Consider the following 19,418-nt stretch of genomic DNA (forward strand, 5'->3'; position numbering starts at 1 on the left):
AGTGGACGACGGCCACGCTTATTCCGTATGGTCTAGCCATCGATTTCGGCACAACCCGCCAAAGGAGATCACATGATCCAGGAAGACCACTCAGCAATGCAGGCGCGCCACGGAGCATCTCTCCACAACAGACGACATACAGTACAATATTTTGTACAAGATATGCCTCAGTGGACGGAGAACATGATGGTGCAGGCAGTGTCGTACAGCGCATTCAGGAACAACCTCAAGTCGTATATGCGCAAAGTCAACGAAGACGCCGATACGCTGATGGTCACCAATATCGATCCGAATGACAACGTGGTGGTCATGAGCGTTCGGGATTATGACTCGCTGATGGAGATGCTGCGGATCCATCAGAATCCCTATCTGCGGGACAAGATCGCACAGGGCTTGGAACAGGCCCGTCAGGGAAGCGTTCTCCCACATGACCTCATCGACCCGGAGGACTAATAATGCTGGTGTGCTGGGCCGACGATGCTTGGAATGACTACTTATACTGGCAAGCCCAGGACAGGAAAACGCTCAAGCGCACCAACGCCCTGATCCGAGACGCGCTGCGAGATCCCCACGAGGGCATCGGCAAACCCGAACCGCTCAAATGGATGTTCGACGGCGCCTGGTCACGCCGCATCGACGCCGCCAACCGATTGATCTATACGGTCGAAGGCGAGCGCCTGTGCATTCTCTCCGCAAAGGACCACTATCAATGAACAGCCTGACGCATCCGGCGCCGCCCAGCGACGAGTCCTGAGATTCTTGGCACGCGAATCGCCTGATTCGCGTGCCAAGAATCTCAGGACTCCATGGCCGTGTCGGCGCAAAGGCGGGACAACCGCCAATCAGCTTCGGTCGGACAGCACCTCGAGCGCCTGGCTGAGCGCATACGACTCGCCCGGGGCGAGACGGACCGCGCGCTCGCGGCAGACCGCCGCCTCGACGCACACGAACGTGCGCCACTCGCCGGCCTCACGGGCGTTGACCGGTTCCCCGAACGGCTGGCCGGGATTCCACACCACCGTCTGCGGCGAGCCGGATTTGGCGATGCGGATCACCCGGCCCAGCACATCGTCATGCAGTTCCAGAGGACCGTCGGAATCGTACACGCGGTCGACATGCGCCCCGAACGCGACTTCCGGATCATCCTGTACGCACGCCGGATACCCCTCGCGGGTGGCGTCCAGATAGTCGGCTCCGCGCAATCCCGCAAGCCGCGCCCCGGATACGTCGCCGACGTGCAGATACGTGTGCAGGGCGGCCTCGTAGGAGAACGGCGCATCCCCCTCGTTCGTGACGGTCAGGGTCATGGTCAGCGCCCTGCCGGCTTCCACGTCGTATATGGCGGAAAACCGCGGATCGGGATCGCCGCCGAGCCACGGGGAGTCGCCCGGTTCGAGTTGCGCGGCGTCCAGCGTGTACCGGATATGGCGATCGGTGAAGGACTCCGCGTCGAGGAACCACGTCCGCAGCCGCGCGAAACCGTGGATCAGCGGCTTGGCGGCCTGCCTGCCGTTCGCGAAGCCCGGGCCGAACCACGGGAACGCGATCGGCACGCCGCCGCCAAGGGTTTCGCCCCGCCTCGCGTAGCATGACGACGGCCCCCACACCACATCCGGCTGGCCGGCCGGCGCCCAGCGCAGCACCTGCGCGCCGTAATCGCTCAGCGTCGCCGCCCCGTCCCCATTCGCCACGGTGCGAAATGCGAACCCATCACCCATGATTCCTCCAAACCCCATTGATCAGATCAGGCGCATGCCGCTGCCAGTGTACCGGCCGGCGGCGGCATTCGCATGCCGGCGGCCGGAGCGCCGCCGTCACAGCAGCGTGTTGGCGATCGCCATGACGGCGACGCCGGTGATGCCGGTGGCCGTCAGGCAGAAACCGGAGAGACGCGCGTTGCCGAGCACCTTGTCGGCGAAGATGGCGGAGAAGATGCCGGCCGGCGCGAAGCAGATGAGCACCACCGCCTTGCGGGCCGTCTCGTCGAGGGGCAGCAGCGCCGCAGTGGTCACGTAGTTGCCGGCCGACATCATGATGGAGTTGCCCACGTCGAACATGATCGCCGGCAGCGCCGCGGCCGGGCCGATGAAGGTCTGCAGAATCGGCAGCGTGAAATTGCCGACGTTGAACCCCGAACCGTTGAGCATGAGGAAGGCGCGCCGCGCCACCGGCATGCGGCGGGAGACCACGAACATCGTGACCAGCGGGATCGTCGCGCAGACCAGCCCGAACAGGGAGATCCACAGCAGGCCGAGATCGTGGCGACCGGTCGCGAACGATGTGATGATGGCCGCCGGCAGCGTGACGTACAGAACCATCTTCTGCAGCACCTTGTAGTTGTCGGCCCCGAACAGGCCGACGCGCTTGAGCGCGTATCCCAGCAGGATGATGGCCAGGATCTTTGCCACGGCAACCATGCGAAACTCCCCCTCGTTGATATCCGATACGCCAGGATCGACGCATCCTGGACCGATACGCTCGGAACCGGCGCCGCCCGAACACCGATGCGCCCTGCCGCGAGGCCTTAGCGAGGCCGCCATAGGGCCGCTCCGGCACCCAGGGCGAGCCCGATTGCGCGGCAATGTCGAGTTGTCGGTGCGCGCATGCCGAGAATCAGCCCCGAATACGCCGTTGTAACGATATAAAACCGCTATGCAACCGGTTCTGCTACTCGGCAAGGCGCCGACAACTCGGCACTACCGCTCATGATCCGCACCGATGGCACGACGTCAATGCGAAACACGGCACAAAACGCAGCACGAATACAGCACGGACGCAGTACACAACTCGGCGCACGGCACAACGCGGCACAAACGCACGGGGGCGGCTTCCCGCAAGGGAAACCGCCCCCCGAATGCACGGACGAGCGAATCAGGCGGCGAGCCCGGCGAAGAGCACCGACCAGTCCAGATCCTCATCATGTTGTTCGACGCTCATCACCGGCTCCTTTCCGCCATCACCGCGTTGCAGCGCGGTCGTTCGTCGTTATCGCGTCCGCCGTTCGATCACTCGTCGTGGCCCCAGACGCGGACCTTGCCCGGAGCGACATCGCCGAGCAGGTGGGTCGGAGCCGGGTTGAGCTCGAACTTGCCGTCCTCGGGCACCTCGGACTTGTTGAGCTCGCCGTAGCCCTTGTGCACGGTGACGGTGCCCCAAGCCGGAACGGTGACCTTCTGCCAGCGGTTGCCCTCGCCGTTGATGGTGAAGGCGGCCTCCAGCGGCTCGCCGGTCGGGTTGTAGACGTGGGCGGCCACGTCGCCGTTCGGGGCGAGGAAGGCCACGGAGCCCAGACCGCCGGACCAGCCGTCGGGGGTGTAGTTGGAGGAGCGCACGACCACGGAGCCGGGCTCGACGTCCTGGCCGAAGGCGCGCAGCATGAAGTACTCGAGGTTGCGGATCACTTCGCCGGTCTCGTGCTGGATGGTGACCACGCCACGGCGGCCGGTGGCGCCGACCTGGTTCGGAAGGCCGCGCTCGTCAAGGGCGAGGTTCCACAGGGCGATGAAGGACTCGCCGGTGCGGACCAGCCAGTTGCCGATGATGCCGGACATGATGTGGGCGGCGTCCTCGGGGGTCTCCTCGATCATGCAGCGGCGCTCGGTCATGCCGAACATCCAGTGGCTGTAGGAGCGGTTGGCGTTGAAGACGTTGGAGTACGGTCCTTCGTAGGTGTGGAAGGTCAGACCATCGACGGAGGCGGCCTCGTCCGGGGTGACGATGTCGCGCACCGGCCACTGCAGGTTGTGCATGGAGTCGTCGTTGATGAAGATGCGCATCTCCGGGTAGAACTCGTTCATGGCCGGACGCAGGAAGTTGTGGGCGAACTCGGCCTGCTGCTTGAGGGTCCACATCATGGCGGGCCACTTCGGCGCGTTGGACGGCTCGTTCTGCACGGTGACGCCCCAGATCGGGATGCCGAGCTTCTCCATCTCCTGCACGTACTTGACGAAGTAGCGGGCGTAGGTGCCCTCGAAGGAGTCGTGCATCGGGTCGAAGCCGTTGCCGGTCCACTCGTTGAAGCGCAGGTGGCCGCCCTGGCACAGGTGGCCGGTGTTCTTCATCCAGGCCGGAGCGCTCCACGGGGAGGCGATGATCTTGATGGACGGGTTGATCTTCAGGATCTCGAGCAGCACCGGGATGATGTACTTGAAGTCCTTGGTGGCGTCCGGAGCGCCCGGCTCGCCCTCACCGAGGGAGAACTTGGAGAGCACGTTGTCGTGCTCGCCGAAGGGCAGGTCGTCGTAGGTGTAGTACGGCTGCGCGGCCGGCTCGCAGGAGCCCAGCGGGATGCGCAGGACGGAGAAGCCGCCCTTGTCCGGGTTGAAGGTGTCGTCGAGGAAGGCGTGGCGCTGCTCGGCGTTCATGGAACCCCAGATCAGGGACGCGGCGGCGTCGGTCAGAGCCGCGCCGGCGCCCAGCCACGGCTGCTTGCGGTCGGCAACGTCGACGATGATCTTGGCGGCGTCGCCCGGATCGGTAACGACTTCGGGGGCGGGGAGGGTCTCGCGGCGCTGCTTGAGATCGCCGGAGGTCACAGTCCAGAATTCATTGCTGTACTTGCTCATTATGGTCCTTCATTGTGGTGGCTCATCGGACCCGGTACGTCACCGTACCGTTTCCGTGTACAGCACACACTGTAGCACATTCGATCAGTTTTAATCAAGTTTTATCATCAATGTTCAGCGTGTCGCGGCGGCAACATCCGGCAATTCTTGAATCAACCCCGCTTTTCCGCTATGATTCAATACAGAAATGATCACTAATGTGCACGATTTCGTGTACGGCGGTTGTTGTGATCACCCTGATGATCATGACACTGATCACAAAATGATCACCAGCAGGAAAGCGGAATCATGACCGAGCATTCGAATCCCACAGCCTCCACATCCGCGGCGCAAACGCGCGCTACGGCACGGCGCACGGCGCCCGCGGCGCCGGCAGCCGGCGAGCGCAAGCGCGACTACCTGCCCGCCGAACGACAAGACATGATCCTGAGCCTGCTCACCCGCCAGAGCGTGGCCACGGTTCCCGAACTGGCGAAACTGCTCAACACCACCGAGATCACGGTCCGCCGCGATCTGACCGTGCTCAGCGACGCCGGCCTGCTCAAGCGTATCCGCGGCGGCGCCATGTCCGTCACCGACGCCGACTCGCCGCTCTCCCCGATAACCCAGCAGCCCACCGCCGCGCTGTCGGAGCGGAGTCCCTCCGGCGCTATCACCGTCAAGCCGGTGCCCCATGGCCCGGAACTCGGTTCCGACCAGCCGGCGATCGGCGTCATGCTTCCCGAGCCGAGCTTTTTCTGGCCCGGGGTCATCGAGCACATGCGCACGATCGCCTCGAGGCTCGGGCTGCGCATCCTCACGCGCGAATCCACCTACGACGCCGACGTGCGCGAGGACGACATCCTCGAGGACCTGTCGTCCGACCCGACCGTGTGCGGCCTGATCGTGGCGCCGAATTCGCATCCTGAATGCGGCAAATACACATGGGACTGGATCTCGCGCTCCGAGACGCCGACCGTCGTCATCGAACGAGACCAGCCGATGCTGGGCTCGCGGTTCGTCGACTCCGTGCGCACCAACCACCCGTACGGCGTGCGCAAGGCCGCCGTGCACTTCCTTTCGCACGGCCACACCCGCATCGGCACGGCGTTCAGCGACACCCCGACGTCGACCATGATCCAGGAAGGCTGGCATGAGATCGTCGACTCCACCGACGCGATCGACTGTCCCTTCGTCATCGACGGCATCCAGCCGTACGACACCAAGGGCGTCAACGGCATCGTCGACACGATCCTCGAATCCGGCGTCACCGCGATGCTCGTGCATTCCGACTACCTGGCGATCGCGATCGCGCAGACCCTGGAGCGCCGTGGCAAGCGCGTGCCCGACGACGTGTCGCTGATCTCGGTCGATGGATTCGCCACGCCGAGTTCACGCCCGCTCACCGTGCTGCGCTCGTCCGATCGCGATCTCGCCGAGGTCGCGATCCGCACGCTGCTCGACCGCATCCAGAACCCGGATGCCGCCACACGCCACGTGCTGGTCGACCCGACGCTCATCGACCGCGGTTCCGTCGTCGACATCCGGCAGCGCCCCGCGGCGTAGGTCTGGCCGAACCTGACCTGACCGCTCTCAACGGGAGACCATCGGCATAACCGACCTCGGGAGAGGCGGCACCACGGTATGCGCGCCGCTCCTCGCCCGGTGTTCCCAGCACTCCCGGCGCCGTCCGTTCGGCAGGAAAGCCGGGAGCCCACGACGCGGCGACACGCATGAAGACGGCGGCATCATGCGGATGCGCGACGGAATGATGGATAACGTCAACTTTCGCCTATACTGGACATCGTTCGCATGATTGGTGGCAGCAATCATGCCGCACGTCACAAAGAACGACGCGCCCCGACCGCAGCCGGTTTCGCGGAGGACGGCGGTATCCGAAAGCATTCCCAGGCCGGAGTGCGCGGATACGCCCATCCGATCGGAGCGCACGGTTCGGCGCGCTGCGCGGGCTCCTCACCTTCCCGTCTGCAACGCCGAAGCCGGATACCATGCGCAACCGCGCGGAAGGCAAGGTGATACGACCGTGCGCGTCGCGCACGCGGAAAACCCGTGTGATCGTAGTGGTGGTTGGGGCCGCCGCGCTTGGAACGGTGTTTGGCCGCGTACGGCGCCATGAGTGGCATCATCAGGCTTTTGCATTCGGAGGCACGTCGGATATCCCGGACATGCCCTCGTTCATTACATCGGTGCCGCGCGCGATCAGGCAGGTCGACGCGCGGCCCATCCCTTCCCCGCATCAAGCCGGCGACCGGCTCCGCGCATGATCGAGCGGTCGGTTCCCCCGCCGGGCGGGTGGCTTTCCGTGATACGGCGATCAGCGTTTTGTGTACGAATTCTGGTTCTTCCATGGGGCATGTGGGACAATTGGCGGAAAGTATCAGCCGCCATCAAGGAGGGCGCATGTCCGATCCGAATCCGTTCAATCCTCAGGGAGAGGCTCAGCAGCCCAGTGAATCCGCTCAGCCGGCCACACCGCCGGCCGGCCAGCCCGACACGCCGGCGACGCCGGCCGGCATGGGATACGGCAATGGCGCGAACGCCGCCGGGGGCACCGCGCATGCGGCTGTGCCCCCGGCCGTCGATCAGGCCGGCGATCAGGCCTCCGGCACGGAGGGCGATACGGCAGGCACTTTCCCCGATACGGGAGCGGCGCAGAGCGCTCCGGCCGTGCCGCAGTATGCACCGGCCCCCGAATACGGCGCCTACATCCAGCCGCCGGCGGATGCGCCTGCCGGCGCCACGGCCAACGGCACGGCGCAGCCCACGCCGCAATACGGCCAGACGTATGCTCCGGGCTACGGTCAAGGGGCACAGCCTCAGCCCGGTCAGGATGTTCCGCAGTACGGGCAGGCCGATCAGCCCGCCGCCACGCCGCAGTATGGGCAGCAGCAGTCCGCGCCGTATCAGCCGCAGGCTCCGTACGGGCAGCCGTCATATGGCGCGCCGTACGATGGGCAGCCCCAATACGGGCAAGGCCAATACGGGCAGACGGATCCCCAGCCGCAGTACGGGCAGCCCGGCCCGCAGCAGTACGGGCAGAACCCCTACGATCAGCCGCAGCCCGGCCAGCCGACGTATGGACAGAACCCCTACGCGCAGCCGTACGGCACGCCACTGCCGCAGGGCATGCCGCAGTACGCCGGCGCCGGATACCCCTACGGCGAGCCCGCAGCGAATATGCCGTGGTACGGCATCAACCTCGCCGCGGCGACCAAGCGCTTCTTCGCCAAGTACACGGTGTTCACCGGGCGAGCCTCGCGCGGCGAGTTCTGGTGGCCGGTGCTCATGTACACCTTGGTCTCCGTCGCGTTGGGCATCGTGAGCGTGCCGTTCCCCAGTACCGTCGGCACCGTGATCGGATATGTCTGGCTGCTCATCTGCCTTGTCCCGTTCATCTCGGTCGGCGTCCGGCGGCTGCACGACACAAACCGGTCGGGTTGGCTGATCCTGCTGCCGCTTGTTCCGTGGGCGCTCAACGAGATCATCAACTGGGTGTGGATTCGCCCAGTCTCGGACGATATCGTGTCCATGTGGGCCCAGCTCAGCTCGACCGCCGATTCGGAAGCCGTATACGCGGCACTTGAGCACATGATATCGATGATCGCCACGCCAGTGATGATATCGACAGTATGCTCGCTGGTATACCTGATCTCCGGCATCGCGCTCATGGTCACACGGTCCAAGCCGGAAGGCGCCCGCTTCGACGTCGGGACGTATGGCCAGCCCGGCCAATACGGCCAGCCCGGCCAGTACAACCAGTCCAACCAGTATGGTCAGCCCAACCAATCCGATCAGTACGGTCAGGCCGGTTCCACGGATCAGGCTGGGCAGTCCAACCAGTATGGACAGTCCGGCCAATACGGTCAGGCCGATCAGCCCGCCGACCACAGCGATCAGGCCGGCCAGCGCGTCTGAGTATGTCCGGGATTCGTCGGCAACCGTGCCACCGGCACCGCTGCGAAATCCCGGATCCCGCGCTGAACATGAAGGGCGCCGCCAACGGTCTCTGACCGGGGCGGCGCCCTTCGAATATGTTCTTTGTAATTCCGGCTCCCCTCTTGGAGGCTGAGCCGGAATTACTCAACGAATTAACAACGCGGAGTGCTAGAGCTCTACCGTTTCCTTGCCGGGGTCGTCCTTGATGTGCGCGAACTTGGCGGCCAAGGCCTCCTTGTTCTTGCGCTCGTCCTCCTCCTTGGCAAGGCGCTTGGCCTCGTCAGGGTCCCACGTCACATCGTCGTAGTGCTTCTGCCATTCGGCTGCCGCCAGCGGCGCGATCACCGTGACCGTGGCTTCCAGCGTATCCTCGGCGGCCGCGCGCGCCCGCAGCAGATCGTAATATTCGCCGTCCTTCAGACAGATGCGCGGCACCGCCAAGCGCTCGCGCAGCTCGTTGACGAACAGCAGCACCGGCAGCATCGCCACCGCCTCGGCGCCAGCCTTCCCGGAGCCGTCCAACGCCTCATCGATAGCGGAAAACAGCCCGTCGCACGCCGCAAGGGCGCCGGCAAACCTGTCGGCCAACTCCGCGACGGCCTCGGCCGACGGTTCGTCATCCCCCTCAACGGCGGCACCGGCATCCGGTTCGCCGGCGTCCCCGGTCGCCGCGCCTTCACGGGCCGCCAACGCGTCGACCGATCCCAGCGCATCCGTCACCGCCGCGACGACGCCGTCGTTCCATCCCGCCCCGAGCTGATCGGCCACGTCGAACAGCACGCGCGCATCGCCGTCGTCCCGATAGCCGGCCATCATGTCGTACGCGTCGTTCGCGGCGAGCAGCGCGTCCACGATCGCCTGCGGGCGCCCGGGAATCTCGTCCGCGCCCTCATACACGAATTCGGCGTCCGGCACGGTCACGTCCTCGCCGGTCACCACGCGCGCGATCATGCGCGTGAGGCGCACCTGCAGGTTCTCCGCGTATTTCGCGTCGTTGTCCATCTGCTTGGCATCGGTCAGCGGCCACAGCGCGATCAGCCTGGCCCCCGTGCGTGCGGCCTCGCGCACGGCGGGCATCGCCGCGACCCGTGCTATCGCGTCATCGTCAACACGAACGGTCATCATCGCTCCTTTGCTCGTATAACCCTTATATTCTGACGCTATTCAACATCGGCCGCGGGGTCGACATACGTGATTGACATCACATTGCGCGTCGCGCAGTCGTAGGTGATGGAGGTGACGGAGGCGAGCGCCGTGTGCCGCATGAACATCCAATGCTCGGGGTGTCCGGTCTCCAGCAGGTGCCGGTATGACCAGATCGGCGATTCGTGGCTGACGACCACGATCTGCTCGCCGGGGTGCTCGCCGACCTTCTCCTGCGCGAACGCCCCCATGCGCTCGGCGATGTGCCGGTACGACTCGCCCCAGCTCGGCGTCCACAGATTGCGCACGAGCTTCCAGTTGCCGTTCTTCCACAGCGCGCCCTCGCCGTGGCCGATCCGCTTGCCGCGGAACTCGTTGGCCGCCTCGATCACGCGCTCGTCGGTAACCAGCTCGAGCGGCGTCTCGCCTCGGTCCGCGCGCACCGCGTTGAGCGCGTCGAGGATCGCCCCGGCCGTTTCGCGCGTGCGCTCGAGCGGGGACGAGTACACGGCGCTGATCGTGTTCGTCTGCGGATTGGACGCCAGATACCGGCCGGCCGCCTGCGCCATGCGCATGCCCCGGTCGGACAGATGGAATCCGGGCAGCCGCTCGTACAGCAGATGATCGGGGTTGTACACTTTGCCGTGACGGACGAAATGAATGGTGGTTGCCGGCATTCGGCCGCCCTCCTTAGGTTGGTCTTCGGTTGGTCGGGGCGCTCCCCCGTCGTTCGCCGACCGACTGGCGAATGGGCCGTGCCGGTCTTCATCAATTATTACCCGCGTATCTTCCAATCTACCGCGTGTCGCGCCTCGCGAAGTTATTAGAGTAGCCATGACTGAAAAGTGAACAGCAACGCATGCATTCGCACGGCTGACCCAAGGCACGGCAACATGACGCATTGACCGGCATGGGGATGGGAAAGTCGTTTTTCTTCCAGCTACCACTTGGTAATCAACAGGGTCCGATGAGTCATCATGCATGCGCGGGTACAGGCGCCCCGCCGCGCCGCACGCCACCCGATGCAACCGACGCAACCGACGCAACCGACCATAAACCAACAAACCAACGAACCAACGACCATGACCGCCGATCGCGACGCAAAACGATCGTCGGCCGCATATCCAACCGTGAGCAGAAAGGAGCGGCATATGGCACACCAGACCAGCCGTCCGGCGCAATCGCCGGCGCCCCGGCCGACGCAATCGCCGGCGCGGCAGGCAGTGGACGCGATCAAGGGCATCAACCACAAACTCTTCGGCGGGTACGCGGAATTGCTGCGTATACCCCACACCGCGCGATTCTCCATCGGCGCGGTGATCGCCTGCATGCCGTTCCCGATGGTCGGCATGACGATCACGATCGCCGTGCAGCACTACTACGGCAACTACTCGCTGGCCGGCGCCCTGACCGCCGTGCAGGCGATCGCCCTGGCCATCGTCTCGCCGCTGCTTGGCCGGCTCGTCGACACCTTCGGCCAGCGCCAGGTGTCGATCCCGACGATCATCGTATGGACCATCGCCGCGTTCTCGCTGGTGACGTGCATCACCGCGCGCGTGCCGTCGTGGATCCTGTTCTGCATCGTGCCGTTCATGGCGGCGATCCCGCCGTGGGGCGCGATGAGCCGTTCGCGCTGGACCACCATGTTCAAGGGCGACCGCGAGCGCACCAACCGCGCCTTCTCACTCTCCAGCGTGTTCGACGAGTGCATGTGGGTCGTCGGCAACCCGCTCGCCTCGACGCTCGCCGTGATCTCCGGCGTGCTCGCGTTCTCGTTCACCGGCATGTGCGTGATCGTCGGCGCGCTGATGTTCCTCACCGAACTGACGACCGAGCCGCCGTCGCAGACCGTGCTGGCCGAGCGCGCCGGCATGACCCGCAAGGAGTACCGTGAGCACGAGGCCGCCAAGGCGCTGGTGCTGCAGGCCGAGGCCGCGGCCGACCACGCGCGCTGCAAGGCCCAGCATGAGGGCGCCTCGCCCGAGCAGGTCCAGGCGGCGGTCGACCGGGCCATCGCCGACGTGCGTTCCGGCAAGAAGGAGTCGATCTGGGGTGCCGGCATGCTGGCCGTGTACGTGACCTGGTTCTCGCTGGGCGCGTTCCAGTCCGCCACCGGCATCTCGATCATCGCGTTCGCCACCGAGCAGAACATGAAGCAGTACACGGGCTTCGTGTTCGCCTGCTTCTCGTTCAGCTCGCTGGTCGGTGCGCTCGTCTACGGCGCGAAGAACTGGATGATCCCGCTGTGGAAGCGCTTCTACTTCTGCCTGGCAGTGGTGAACATCGGCATCGGGTCGTTCCTGTTCGCGAACCACCTGTGGGTCATCATGCTGATCTATCTGCTGATCGGCGTGTGCCAGGCCCCGACGTGGATCAACGGCAACCAGCTGATGCTGCACCTTGTGCCGCCGACGCGCTTCACCGAGGGCGTGGCGTGGATGGGCGCGATGAACTCGATCGGGTCATCCGCCGGCTCGGCGATCGCCGGCGTGTTCATCGACCGCATGGGGTCGCACGGCGGTTTCATGGTCGTGACCGTGCTGGCGCTCGCTTCGCTGGTGATCGCCTTCATCGGCTTCCCGCAGATCAAGTCCAGCACCGAAACGCCGGAGCTCACCGCGATCAACGTGTAATCAACGTGTAATCAACGTGTGAGAAAGGTCCGCCGGCAGTTCACCGGCGGACTCACGGATAAAAGAACGAGTACACGGATGCCATGCGCGGGTCGGATCCCGGTCCGGCGCGGTCTGCGAGCCCCGCCGGCGCGCGCCGGATCAAGGCCCGAGCCGCCGGGCCTCCGCTACCGGCCGGAACCCGATCCTTACCGGCGCACGCTGGACCCGCGGACCTCGAACGCGTAATCGGCGACCACACGCCGCGGCTCGCCGTCGTACACGCCGTCGATGCGGTCCAGCAGCAGCCGCACCGCCTTGTCCGCCAGATCCTCCATGTCGATGCGCACGGTGGAGATCGACGGCACGGTGTATTCGCCCAGCGAAATGCCGTCGAAACCGACGATCCTCACATCGTCGGGCACGCGGATGCCCCGGTCGGCGAATCCGCGGATGGCGCCGAACGCCAATGAATCCGAGGCGCAGAACAGCCCGTCGAAGGGCATGCCCATATCCGCCAGACGATGCGCGATCTCCCGGCCCGGTTCGACCAGCCACTCGCCGGGGAAGCACTGCTGCTCGGAGAGGGACCTGCCGGCGGACTCCAGCGCCTCGCGCATGCCTTCGAAGCGCTCCACATGCGTGTCCGCGCGGTCGCCCCGCACATCGGCCGCCAGATATTCCAATCCGACCGCCGCGATGGCATGGCACCCCTGTTCCAGCAGATGCGTCACCGCCGCCTTCGCGCCCTCGCGGCTGGGCGTCATCACCGTGTCCAGCACCGGCTCCGGCGTGCAGTCATCCAGCAGCACGGTCGGCCGGTTCATGCTCAGGCGCTTGATCTCCGAGGCGTCGATGCCCGTGGCGTTGAGGATGATGCCGTCGCAGATCTGGTTCGAGATGTTGCCGACGGCCTCCTTGACGCTGCTGGTGTTCAATCCGGTCTGCAGCACCAGCGCCTGGTATCCATGGCGTTCGATCACCGTCACGGCGGTCGCCGCGAACTTGGAATAGTAGTACGGGATGTCCAGCTCGTGCACCGCCACTTCGATGATCCGCGACTTGCCATACCGCAGGCTGCGGGCGGACATGTTCGTCGAGTAGCCCAGCGCCTTCGCCGCCTTCATGACCTTGTCCATCGTGGCCGGAGAGACGTACTGGCCCCCACGCAGCGCATACGACACCGTCGCCGGAGACACCCCCGCCTTCTTCGCGACATCCTTCAACGTCACAACCATCATTCACCTACCTGCATCCCGGCTCCGCAATGGAGGCGATCATCGACCGCCTTCCAACGCTATCGCATCCCGAGCCCGCTTCGCAAACCGGGGGCCCTGCCGCAGCGGCGACACCGCAACGCAAACCGCAGAAGCGCTCCCGCCTTGCTTTATCGATATCGCAACGATATGATATCATATCGTTACGAACAGCGTGGAAGCTGCGAAGACGCATGGACATTCCCACACGAAAGGATTCCCGTGAACGGCACCGCCCCCATCATCAACCCCGTGTTGCACGGATTTCACCCCGACCCCTCATGGATGTGGCATGACGGCAAGGCGTGGCTGGTCACCTCGTCGTTCGGCCTGGTGCCGGGGCTGCCCATATACACCTCGGCGGATCTGGCGCATTGGGACTACGCCGGCGCCGCCATCGACGCCACAGTCGCGGACAGGCTGTTTCTCGGATACATCGCTTCGGACGAGCGAGGCGTCTTCGCGCCGAGCATCCGCGCGCTGGGCAGCGCGATCGTCATCGTCAGCACCGTGGTCAGCATCGACTCGCGGCGAGCCCTCGCCGACGGCGCCGACCCCGACGCCATCGCCGCCATGGAACGGGCCAACGGCAATTTCGCCCTCGTCTCCCACGACGGGGGCGCCACCTGGGACGGCCCGTACTGGGTCGACGGCGCCACCGGCAACGACCCCGACCTGTTCATTGACGAGGACGGCACGGCATGGTGGGTCGGCAGCCACCAGTCCGCCAATCCCCGATGGCCGTATCAGTCGGACATCTACATGCGCCGGCTGGATCTCGATCGCTGGACGTTGAACGGCCCGGAGCATGTCCTGTGGCACGGAGCGATGGAAGGCGCGACGTGGGCCGAGTCGCCGCATATCGTACGCAAGGACGGCTGGTACTACCTGTTCGCCGCCGAAGCCGGCACCGAACGGCGCCACGCCCAGTCCGCGGCACGGTCGAAGTCGCCGATCGGGCCGTACCAAGGCGACCCCTGCAACCCGATTCTCACGCACCGGCATCTCGGCGGGCGCTATCCGGTGCAGAACATCGGCCACTGCGACGTGCTGCGCGACGACGACGGCCAGTGGTGGGGCGTCTGCCTTGGCTCCCGTGTCATCGACGGATACAGTTTCATGGGGCGCGAACCGTTCGTGTTCCCCGTGACCTGGGAGGACGACTGGCCGGTGCTCGCGCCCGGCGACGGGCTGGTGCCGCGCATCGTCGCGACCGACGGCAACCGGGCGTCCGCCGGTCGCACCGGAGAACACGCCGGAACAGCCGACGGTGCCGGCTCCGATGCCGCCATCGACCCGGGCGATACGCCGGATGCCGCAGCACACGACGATTCATCCGCCGACCGCCCCGCATCGTGGCGCAGCATGGCCATCGGCGCCGATCACACTCTGCACACTCCCCTGCAGCCCGATTGGTCATGGGCCAAGGTCACCGAAACGGATTTCTCCGTATTCGCCCTTCCCGAATCGACCGGAGAAATCCGCATCCAGCAGAATCAGGGCGTCTACGCCGCACTGCGCTTCGACGCCGACACCAGAACCGCGGAGGGCGTCATCCGCAACGGCGGCGACCGGTCGATCCTCTGGCGCCGGCCCATCGAGGATGGCAAGGCCTATACGATCCGGCTCAACGGCACACGCCTCGAGTTCCGAGATGAGCCAGCCTCCGCCGGAGCAGCAGACGCGCAGCCAACGACCACGGCCGAATCGCCGCTGCGCGTACGCATCGGCGATGCGCCCCATGCCGGAATCGCCGCCGGCGGATACCCCCTGCACCGCGTCAACCCGTGCGATCCGCCATCAAGCCGATTGATCGCGCAGTGCGACGCCGCGTTCCTCAGCACCGAACGGGCCGGCGGGTATCTGGGCTGCCTGGCCGGGATTCGCCCGCGCTGAGCGCTCCGCCCACATCGAGCGTGGAGACGAAGCAACGGACGATCGCCCCGGGCCCCGGAATGCGTGCTGCCGCGCACGCATTCCGGGGCCCAGAACAACATCAGGCACCGGCCAGCATCCCGCGTCATTAATTCGTTAACAATGTCTGGCTCCCCTCTCTGAGGCTGAGCCGTGAAGCAAACGCCGGAGGCGTTTGCAGGCGAAGGCGAACGACAGCGAGCAGACAAGACTGCGGCCGTAAGGCCGTCCTTGATTGCGGACGAGCCGGCCGCGAAGCGGACTGAGGGGAGGACTACCACGAGCGCCTGAATCAAGCCATTCACATACGCCCCCAGTCGGGAACAATGCAGCGTCAAGCATTCGACCGCCCTCCGGCGCTACGCGCCACCTCCCGCCAGCGGGAGGATCAACCACTCAGCCATTTGCAAGACAGACCGCTTGGATACGAAGGTTCGAGTTGTCGGTGCATGGCCAAGTAGTGGAACCGATTGCAACGTGCATATTCATCGTTTTCCACGGCCAAATTGGCACTTATCTCAGCACCCACGCACCGACAACTCGAATCTTTGCTACATTGCGCCCCGACCCATGCCATATCGGGCGGCGCACCACGCCTTCGCCGTGCCATACGCAGCACATCACGAACAGCGTATAGGCGCAACGCATCTCGCACAGCGCGTTACGGAACACCGTACTATACGGCGCACCGCGTCATACGCGGCGTGCAAGCAATGCATACTGGGCTGCGTTCAGCGCCACCACCGAGCCGTGCTTGGCTCCGACCGGCAAACGATATTCGCTCTGCGGCAGCGGCCGGAACCCGTGCTCGCGCGCCAGACCATCGGATATCAGCGCGATATACCCCCGCTTTGCCCCGGTGTACTCGTCGATCAGCAGCACGACGCGGCCATCGGGCAGCATATAGGCGTCCGGCCCCTCATATCCTCCGCGCAACGCCTCCAACAACCGCTGCGGTATCGTCCGCCACGGCCCGAACACCCCGTCTTCCGACACCTGCTGCAGCACTCCCAATGCGGCCTCGTCCTTGAGGAACCGCATGCAAAGGCCACGGTCCAACGGAATGTAGCAGGGGTCGATCACCTTGACCGCATCGCCGTCGAGCAGGAACGGGGCATCAAACGAACGGAAATCGGCGGTCCAGCACGCCCAGAGCCGCTGGCTCCCGTACCGGTCGGACGGCGTGGCGCTCGACCAGTACAGCAGGTAGCGCCGCGTATCCTCATCGAAGAGGGCGCGTGGCGCCCACACGTTGCCGGCCCCGATGCCGGCCGCCACATCGGGCAGCCATGCATCGACGACGCGCATCGCGCCATCCAGACGCCATACGCAGATCGCCGTGCTGCCCCTGCTGGTCATGCTCGGCCAGTCTATGGTCCCGTCCGCGGCCCGGTACCGCATCGACCACATATCCAGATCCGTGCCGAGCAGCATGAACCCATCCCCATCGGCGTCACGGCACAGGAACGGGTCGCGCACCGCACGGTCGCCGCCCGCGGACACCGCAATCGGCCGACCCTGGTCAGAATCCCTCCAATGCAGCCCGTCACGGCTGATCGCCGCGTACACCTGCTGCCGGTCCTCGCCGGAACCGCTCCCGCTGTAGCCACCCCCTCCGGAGCCGCTCCCACCGGAGGCCTTCCCGCCACGGAAGAAGCAATATACGTACCCGCCGATCAGATGCGGCGGCACCGCGGCGAATTCACTGTGCCATCTCATCCGGCACTCCTTTCGACACATATCTCGGCACCCATTGCCGGCCCCGGTGCCCGTCGCCGAGAAGGTGCGCAACCGAGGAAACGCCAATCACCGGCCCCGCGGAACCGGCGCCGCGCACACGAAGCAGCCCTCCACGCGCGGCGACCACCGATCCCGAGAAAACCGACGCCGCACGGAGGCGCAAGTCTCCCCCGCATCGCGCCGAAGCCCAACAAAAAGCGGGCTCCGCGCCACATCAGCGCGAAACCCGCAGTCATTGCCATTCGCGCCGTTCAGCCCTTCACCGAGCCGGCGACCAGACCAGAGACGATCCACTTCTGGCAGAGCACGAAAAAGATGAAGATCGGCACTAGCGCGATCACCGTGGTCGCCATGAAGCTCGGCCAGTCCGTGGTGAACTGCCCGACCGCATTGTAGACCTGCAGGATCACGGTCTTCAGCTCGGCCGAGGAGATGAACACGTTCGGCGTCATGAAGTCGTTCCATGTGCCCATCGTCTGGAACACGACCACCGTTGTCAGGATCGGCCGGATCAGCGGCAGCACGATGGACCAGTAGATGCGCCACGGGCTCGCGCCGTCGATGCGCGCCGCCTCGATGAGCTCGAACGGCAGCGTGCGCATATAGCCGACGATCAGGTAGTAGCAGAACACCGCGCCGCCGAGATACATCACGACCAGGCCCTCCAGCGTGTTGACCAGCCCGGCCGAGGCCTCCATGCGGTACAGCGGGATCAGCGTGGCCTGCCCCGGGATCACGAACGCGACCATCAGCAGCACGCCCACGAACGAGGTGAAGAACGACCGCCGCAGGATCATGCCGTAGGCGGCGAGCGAGCCGATCAGCACCTGGAACGCCACGCCGGCGACCGTCACGATGATGGTGTTCGCGAAGCTGCGCACCATCGTCCCCTCGCTGAACGCCGTGGTGTAGTTGTCGAACACCCACTGTCGCGGCAATCCGAGCGGATTGACGGCCATCTCGGTGGTGGTCTTGAAGCTGTTGATCACGATGTACCACAGCGGGATCGCGCACACCAGCGCCAGCGCGAGCACCACGACGGAACGCAGCGCCGAGCGCGCCGCCTCCCGCTGACTGAGCGTCATGCCCTTGCGGCCGCCGCGCCCGAGGCACTCCCGGCGCGCGGCATACGGAATGTTCAATGCGGAATCAGTCATTATGCGAACCTCTTGGAAATCAGGGACGTGACGCCCATCTGGATGAAGACGACCACGGCCGTGACCGCCGTGAACATGACGGCCAGCGCCGATCCGACGCCGTACTGGCCCTGCGAGATGCCCTGCACGATGATCGACTGCGTCACGGTGTTCGTGGAGAACCCCGGGCCGCCCTTGGTCATGGTGAACGGCAGATCGTAGACCTTCAGACCGCCCGACAGCAGCAGGAACGTGGACACGCCGACGCCCGGCACCAGCTGCGGCAGGGTGATGTGGAAGAACTGCTGGCGCGAGTTGGCGCCGTCGACCGCGGCCTGCTCGTACAGATCGCTTGGTATGGACTGCAGATACGCCAGATACAGCGTGGCGTGCCAGCCGACCTGCGCCCACACCGCGATGAAGATCACGCAGAAGCGGGCCATGCCGGTGCTGGCGATCCACGGCTGCGCCGGGATGCCGACATACGACAGGATCGTGTTGGCCAAGCCGGTGTCGGTCGGCGAGAAGATGTACTTCCAGATCATGCCCATGATGGCCAGCGACGGCACCGAGAAAAAGAAGAACAGCGATCGCGCGAAATTGCGCCCGAAAAACTTCTTGTTCAGCGTCACCGCCAGCGGGATGGCCAGCACGGTGATGGCCACGGTGGTGCCCACGGTGTAGATCACCGTGAAACCGAGCCCCTGCAGGATGGAGGGGTCCGAAAACACCTTGGCGTAGTTCTTCAGGCCGACGAAGTGCAGGTCCAGATTGTAGCCGTTGAAATCCGTCAGCGAGTAGTACACGGTCTGCCCTAGCGGAATCGCGTACAGCACGATGAACACGGCGATGATCGGCAGCAGGAACCGAAACGACGTGAAGTCGGCCAGCAGCCCCGGGCTGCGCGAGAAGATGCCGGATCTTCTTCGCGCCTCGATGGCGCCGGCCATCCTTGCCCGTTTCCCCGCCAGGGAAACCGTTACGGTGGATTGCATACTCATGTGCCTTGCTCCTTAACTGCACCTGCGTCTTGTTGGTCTCGCCGCCCCACCCGCGTCATCGGCCCGGCCGCGCGAGACGAACCGCGCGGGTTTGGATATGCGGGCTTAGCCGTAC

15 protein-coding genes are annotated in these 19,418 nt (G+C 65.3%); 6 read left to right on the plus strand and 9 right to left on the minus strand.

The annotated features are described in order from the left end of the window. Nucleotides 1-72 precede the first annotated feature (72 nt). A complete protein-coding gene (locus BBSC_RS11115; protein WP_231649008.1) occupies nucleotides 73-453 on the plus strand; it encodes a type II toxin-antitoxin system Phd/YefM family antitoxin in 381 nt (126 codons plus the stop codon). Nucleotides 454-455: 2 nt separating this feature from the next. After that, the gene (locus BBSC_RS11120; RefSeq protein ID WP_033517124.1) at nucleotides 456-713 is read left to right on the plus strand and encodes a Txe/YoeB family addiction module toxin; all 258 of its coding nucleotides are present in this window, start codon (nucleotides 456-458) and stop codon (nucleotides 711-713) included. Nucleotides 714-842: 129 nt separating this feature from the next. Here the strand turns inward: BBSC_RS11120 and BBSC_RS11125 are convergent, their stop codons facing one another. From BBSC_RS11125 to BBSC_RS11135, 3 genes are all read right to left on the minus strand, one after another. Next, nucleotides 843-1,718 carry a D-hexose-6-phosphate mutarotase gene (locus BBSC_RS11125; RefSeq protein ID WP_033517126.1) on the minus strand — a complete coding sequence of 292 codons (876 nt, stop codon included), beginning with the start codon at nucleotides 1,716-1,718 and terminating at the stop codon, nucleotides 843-845. 96 nt (nucleotides 1,719-1,814) lie between these two features. Continuing rightward, nucleotides 1,815-2,417, minus strand: a complete 603-nt coding sequence (locus tag BBSC_RS11130) for an AEC family transporter (RefSeq protein WP_033517127.1) — start codon at nucleotides 2,415-2,417, stop codon at nucleotides 1,815-1,817. 588 nt (nucleotides 2,418-3,005) lie between these two features. Further along, nucleotides 3,006-4,565, minus strand: a complete 1,560-nt coding sequence (locus BBSC_RS11135) for a glycoside hydrolase family 30 protein (RefSeq protein ID WP_033517129.1) — start codon at nucleotides 4,563-4,565, stop codon at nucleotides 3,006-3,008. Between the two features lie 288 nt (nucleotides 4,566-4,853). On the opposite strand from BBSC_RS11135, the gene BBSC_RS11140 reads away from it, so the two are divergent. Both BBSC_RS11140 and BBSC_RS12940 read left to right on the plus strand, forming a co-directional pair. Further along, nucleotides 4,854-6,110, plus strand: a complete 1,257-nt coding sequence (locus BBSC_RS11140; protein ID WP_033517131.1) for a substrate-binding domain-containing protein — start codon at nucleotides 4,854-4,856, stop codon at nucleotides 6,108-6,110. Between the two features lie 855 nt (nucleotides 6,111-6,965). Next, on the plus strand, nucleotides 6,966-8,480 hold the full coding sequence (locus tag BBSC_RS12940) for a DUF805 domain-containing protein (protein ID WP_051923121.1): 1,515 nt from the start codon (nucleotides 6,966-6,968) through the stop codon (nucleotides 8,478-8,480). A 189-nt stretch (nucleotides 8,481-8,669) separates the two neighbouring features. Here BBSC_RS12940 and BBSC_RS11150 read toward each other — a convergent pair whose 3' ends face one another. Both BBSC_RS11150 and BBSC_RS11155 read right to left on the minus strand, forming a co-directional pair. Further along, entirely contained in the window at nucleotides 8,670-9,623 is a 954-nt protein-coding gene (locus BBSC_RS11150; protein ID WP_033517133.1) for a hypothetical protein, read from the minus strand. Between the two features lie 38 nt (nucleotides 9,624-9,661). Then, nucleotides 9,662-10,321 carry a histidine phosphatase family protein gene (locus tag BBSC_RS11155; RefSeq protein ID WP_033517135.1) on the minus strand — a complete coding sequence of 220 codons (660 nt, stop codon included), beginning with the start codon at nucleotides 10,319-10,321 and terminating at the stop codon, nucleotides 9,662-9,664. Between the two features lie 474 nt (nucleotides 10,322-10,795). On the opposite strand from BBSC_RS11155, the gene BBSC_RS11160 reads away from it, so the two are divergent. Then, on the plus strand, nucleotides 10,796-12,277 hold the full coding sequence (locus BBSC_RS11160; RefSeq protein WP_081892836.1) for an MFS transporter: 1,482 nt from the start codon (nucleotides 10,796-10,798) through the stop codon (nucleotides 12,275-12,277). A gap of 188 nt (nucleotides 12,278-12,465) precedes the next feature. Here the strand turns inward: BBSC_RS11160 and BBSC_RS11165 are convergent, their stop codons facing one another. After that, nucleotides 12,466-13,488 (minus strand): LacI family DNA-binding transcriptional regulator, encoded by a 1,023-nt coding sequence (locus BBSC_RS11165; protein WP_161787635.1) that lies wholly within the window; start codon nucleotides 13,486-13,488, stop codon nucleotides 12,466-12,468. A 246-nt stretch (nucleotides 13,489-13,734) separates the two neighbouring features. Here BBSC_RS11165 and BBSC_RS12945 point away from each other — a divergent pair, with 246 nt between their 5' ends. Continuing rightward, on the plus strand, nucleotides 13,735-15,408 hold the full coding sequence (locus BBSC_RS12945) for a glycoside hydrolase family 43 protein (protein ID WP_051923123.1): 1,674 nt from the start codon (nucleotides 13,735-13,737) through the stop codon (nucleotides 15,406-15,408). A gap of 711 nt (nucleotides 15,409-16,119) precedes the next feature. Here the strand turns inward: BBSC_RS12945 and BBSC_RS11175 are convergent. The 3 genes from BBSC_RS11175 to BBSC_RS11185 form a co-directional block, all read right to left on the minus strand. Further along, on the minus strand, nucleotides 16,120-17,145 hold the full coding sequence (locus BBSC_RS11175; protein WP_048349661.1) for a hypothetical protein: 1,026 nt from the start codon (nucleotides 17,143-17,145) through the stop codon (nucleotides 16,120-16,122). A gap of 272 nt (nucleotides 17,146-17,417) precedes the next feature. Beyond that, nucleotides 17,418-18,251 carry a carbohydrate ABC transporter permease gene (locus BBSC_RS11180; RefSeq protein ID WP_033517227.1) on the minus strand — a complete coding sequence of 278 codons (834 nt, stop codon included), beginning with the start codon at nucleotides 18,249-18,251 and terminating at the stop codon, nucleotides 17,418-17,420. Nucleotides 18,252-18,322: 71 nt separating this feature from the next. Continuing rightward, nucleotides 18,323-19,297, minus strand: coding sequence for a carbohydrate ABC transporter permease (locus BBSC_RS11185; RefSeq protein WP_375713301.1), 975 nt, complete (start codon nucleotides 19,295-19,297; stop codon nucleotides 18,323-18,325). Nucleotides 19,298-19,418: the final 121 nt, after the last annotated feature.

Origin of the sequence: Bifidobacterium scardovii JCM 12489 = DSM 13734 (assembly GCF_001042635.1) — a bacterium.
Classification (GTDB): domain Bacteria; phylum Actinomycetota; class Actinomycetes; order Actinomycetales; family Bifidobacteriaceae; genus Bifidobacterium; species Bifidobacterium scardovii.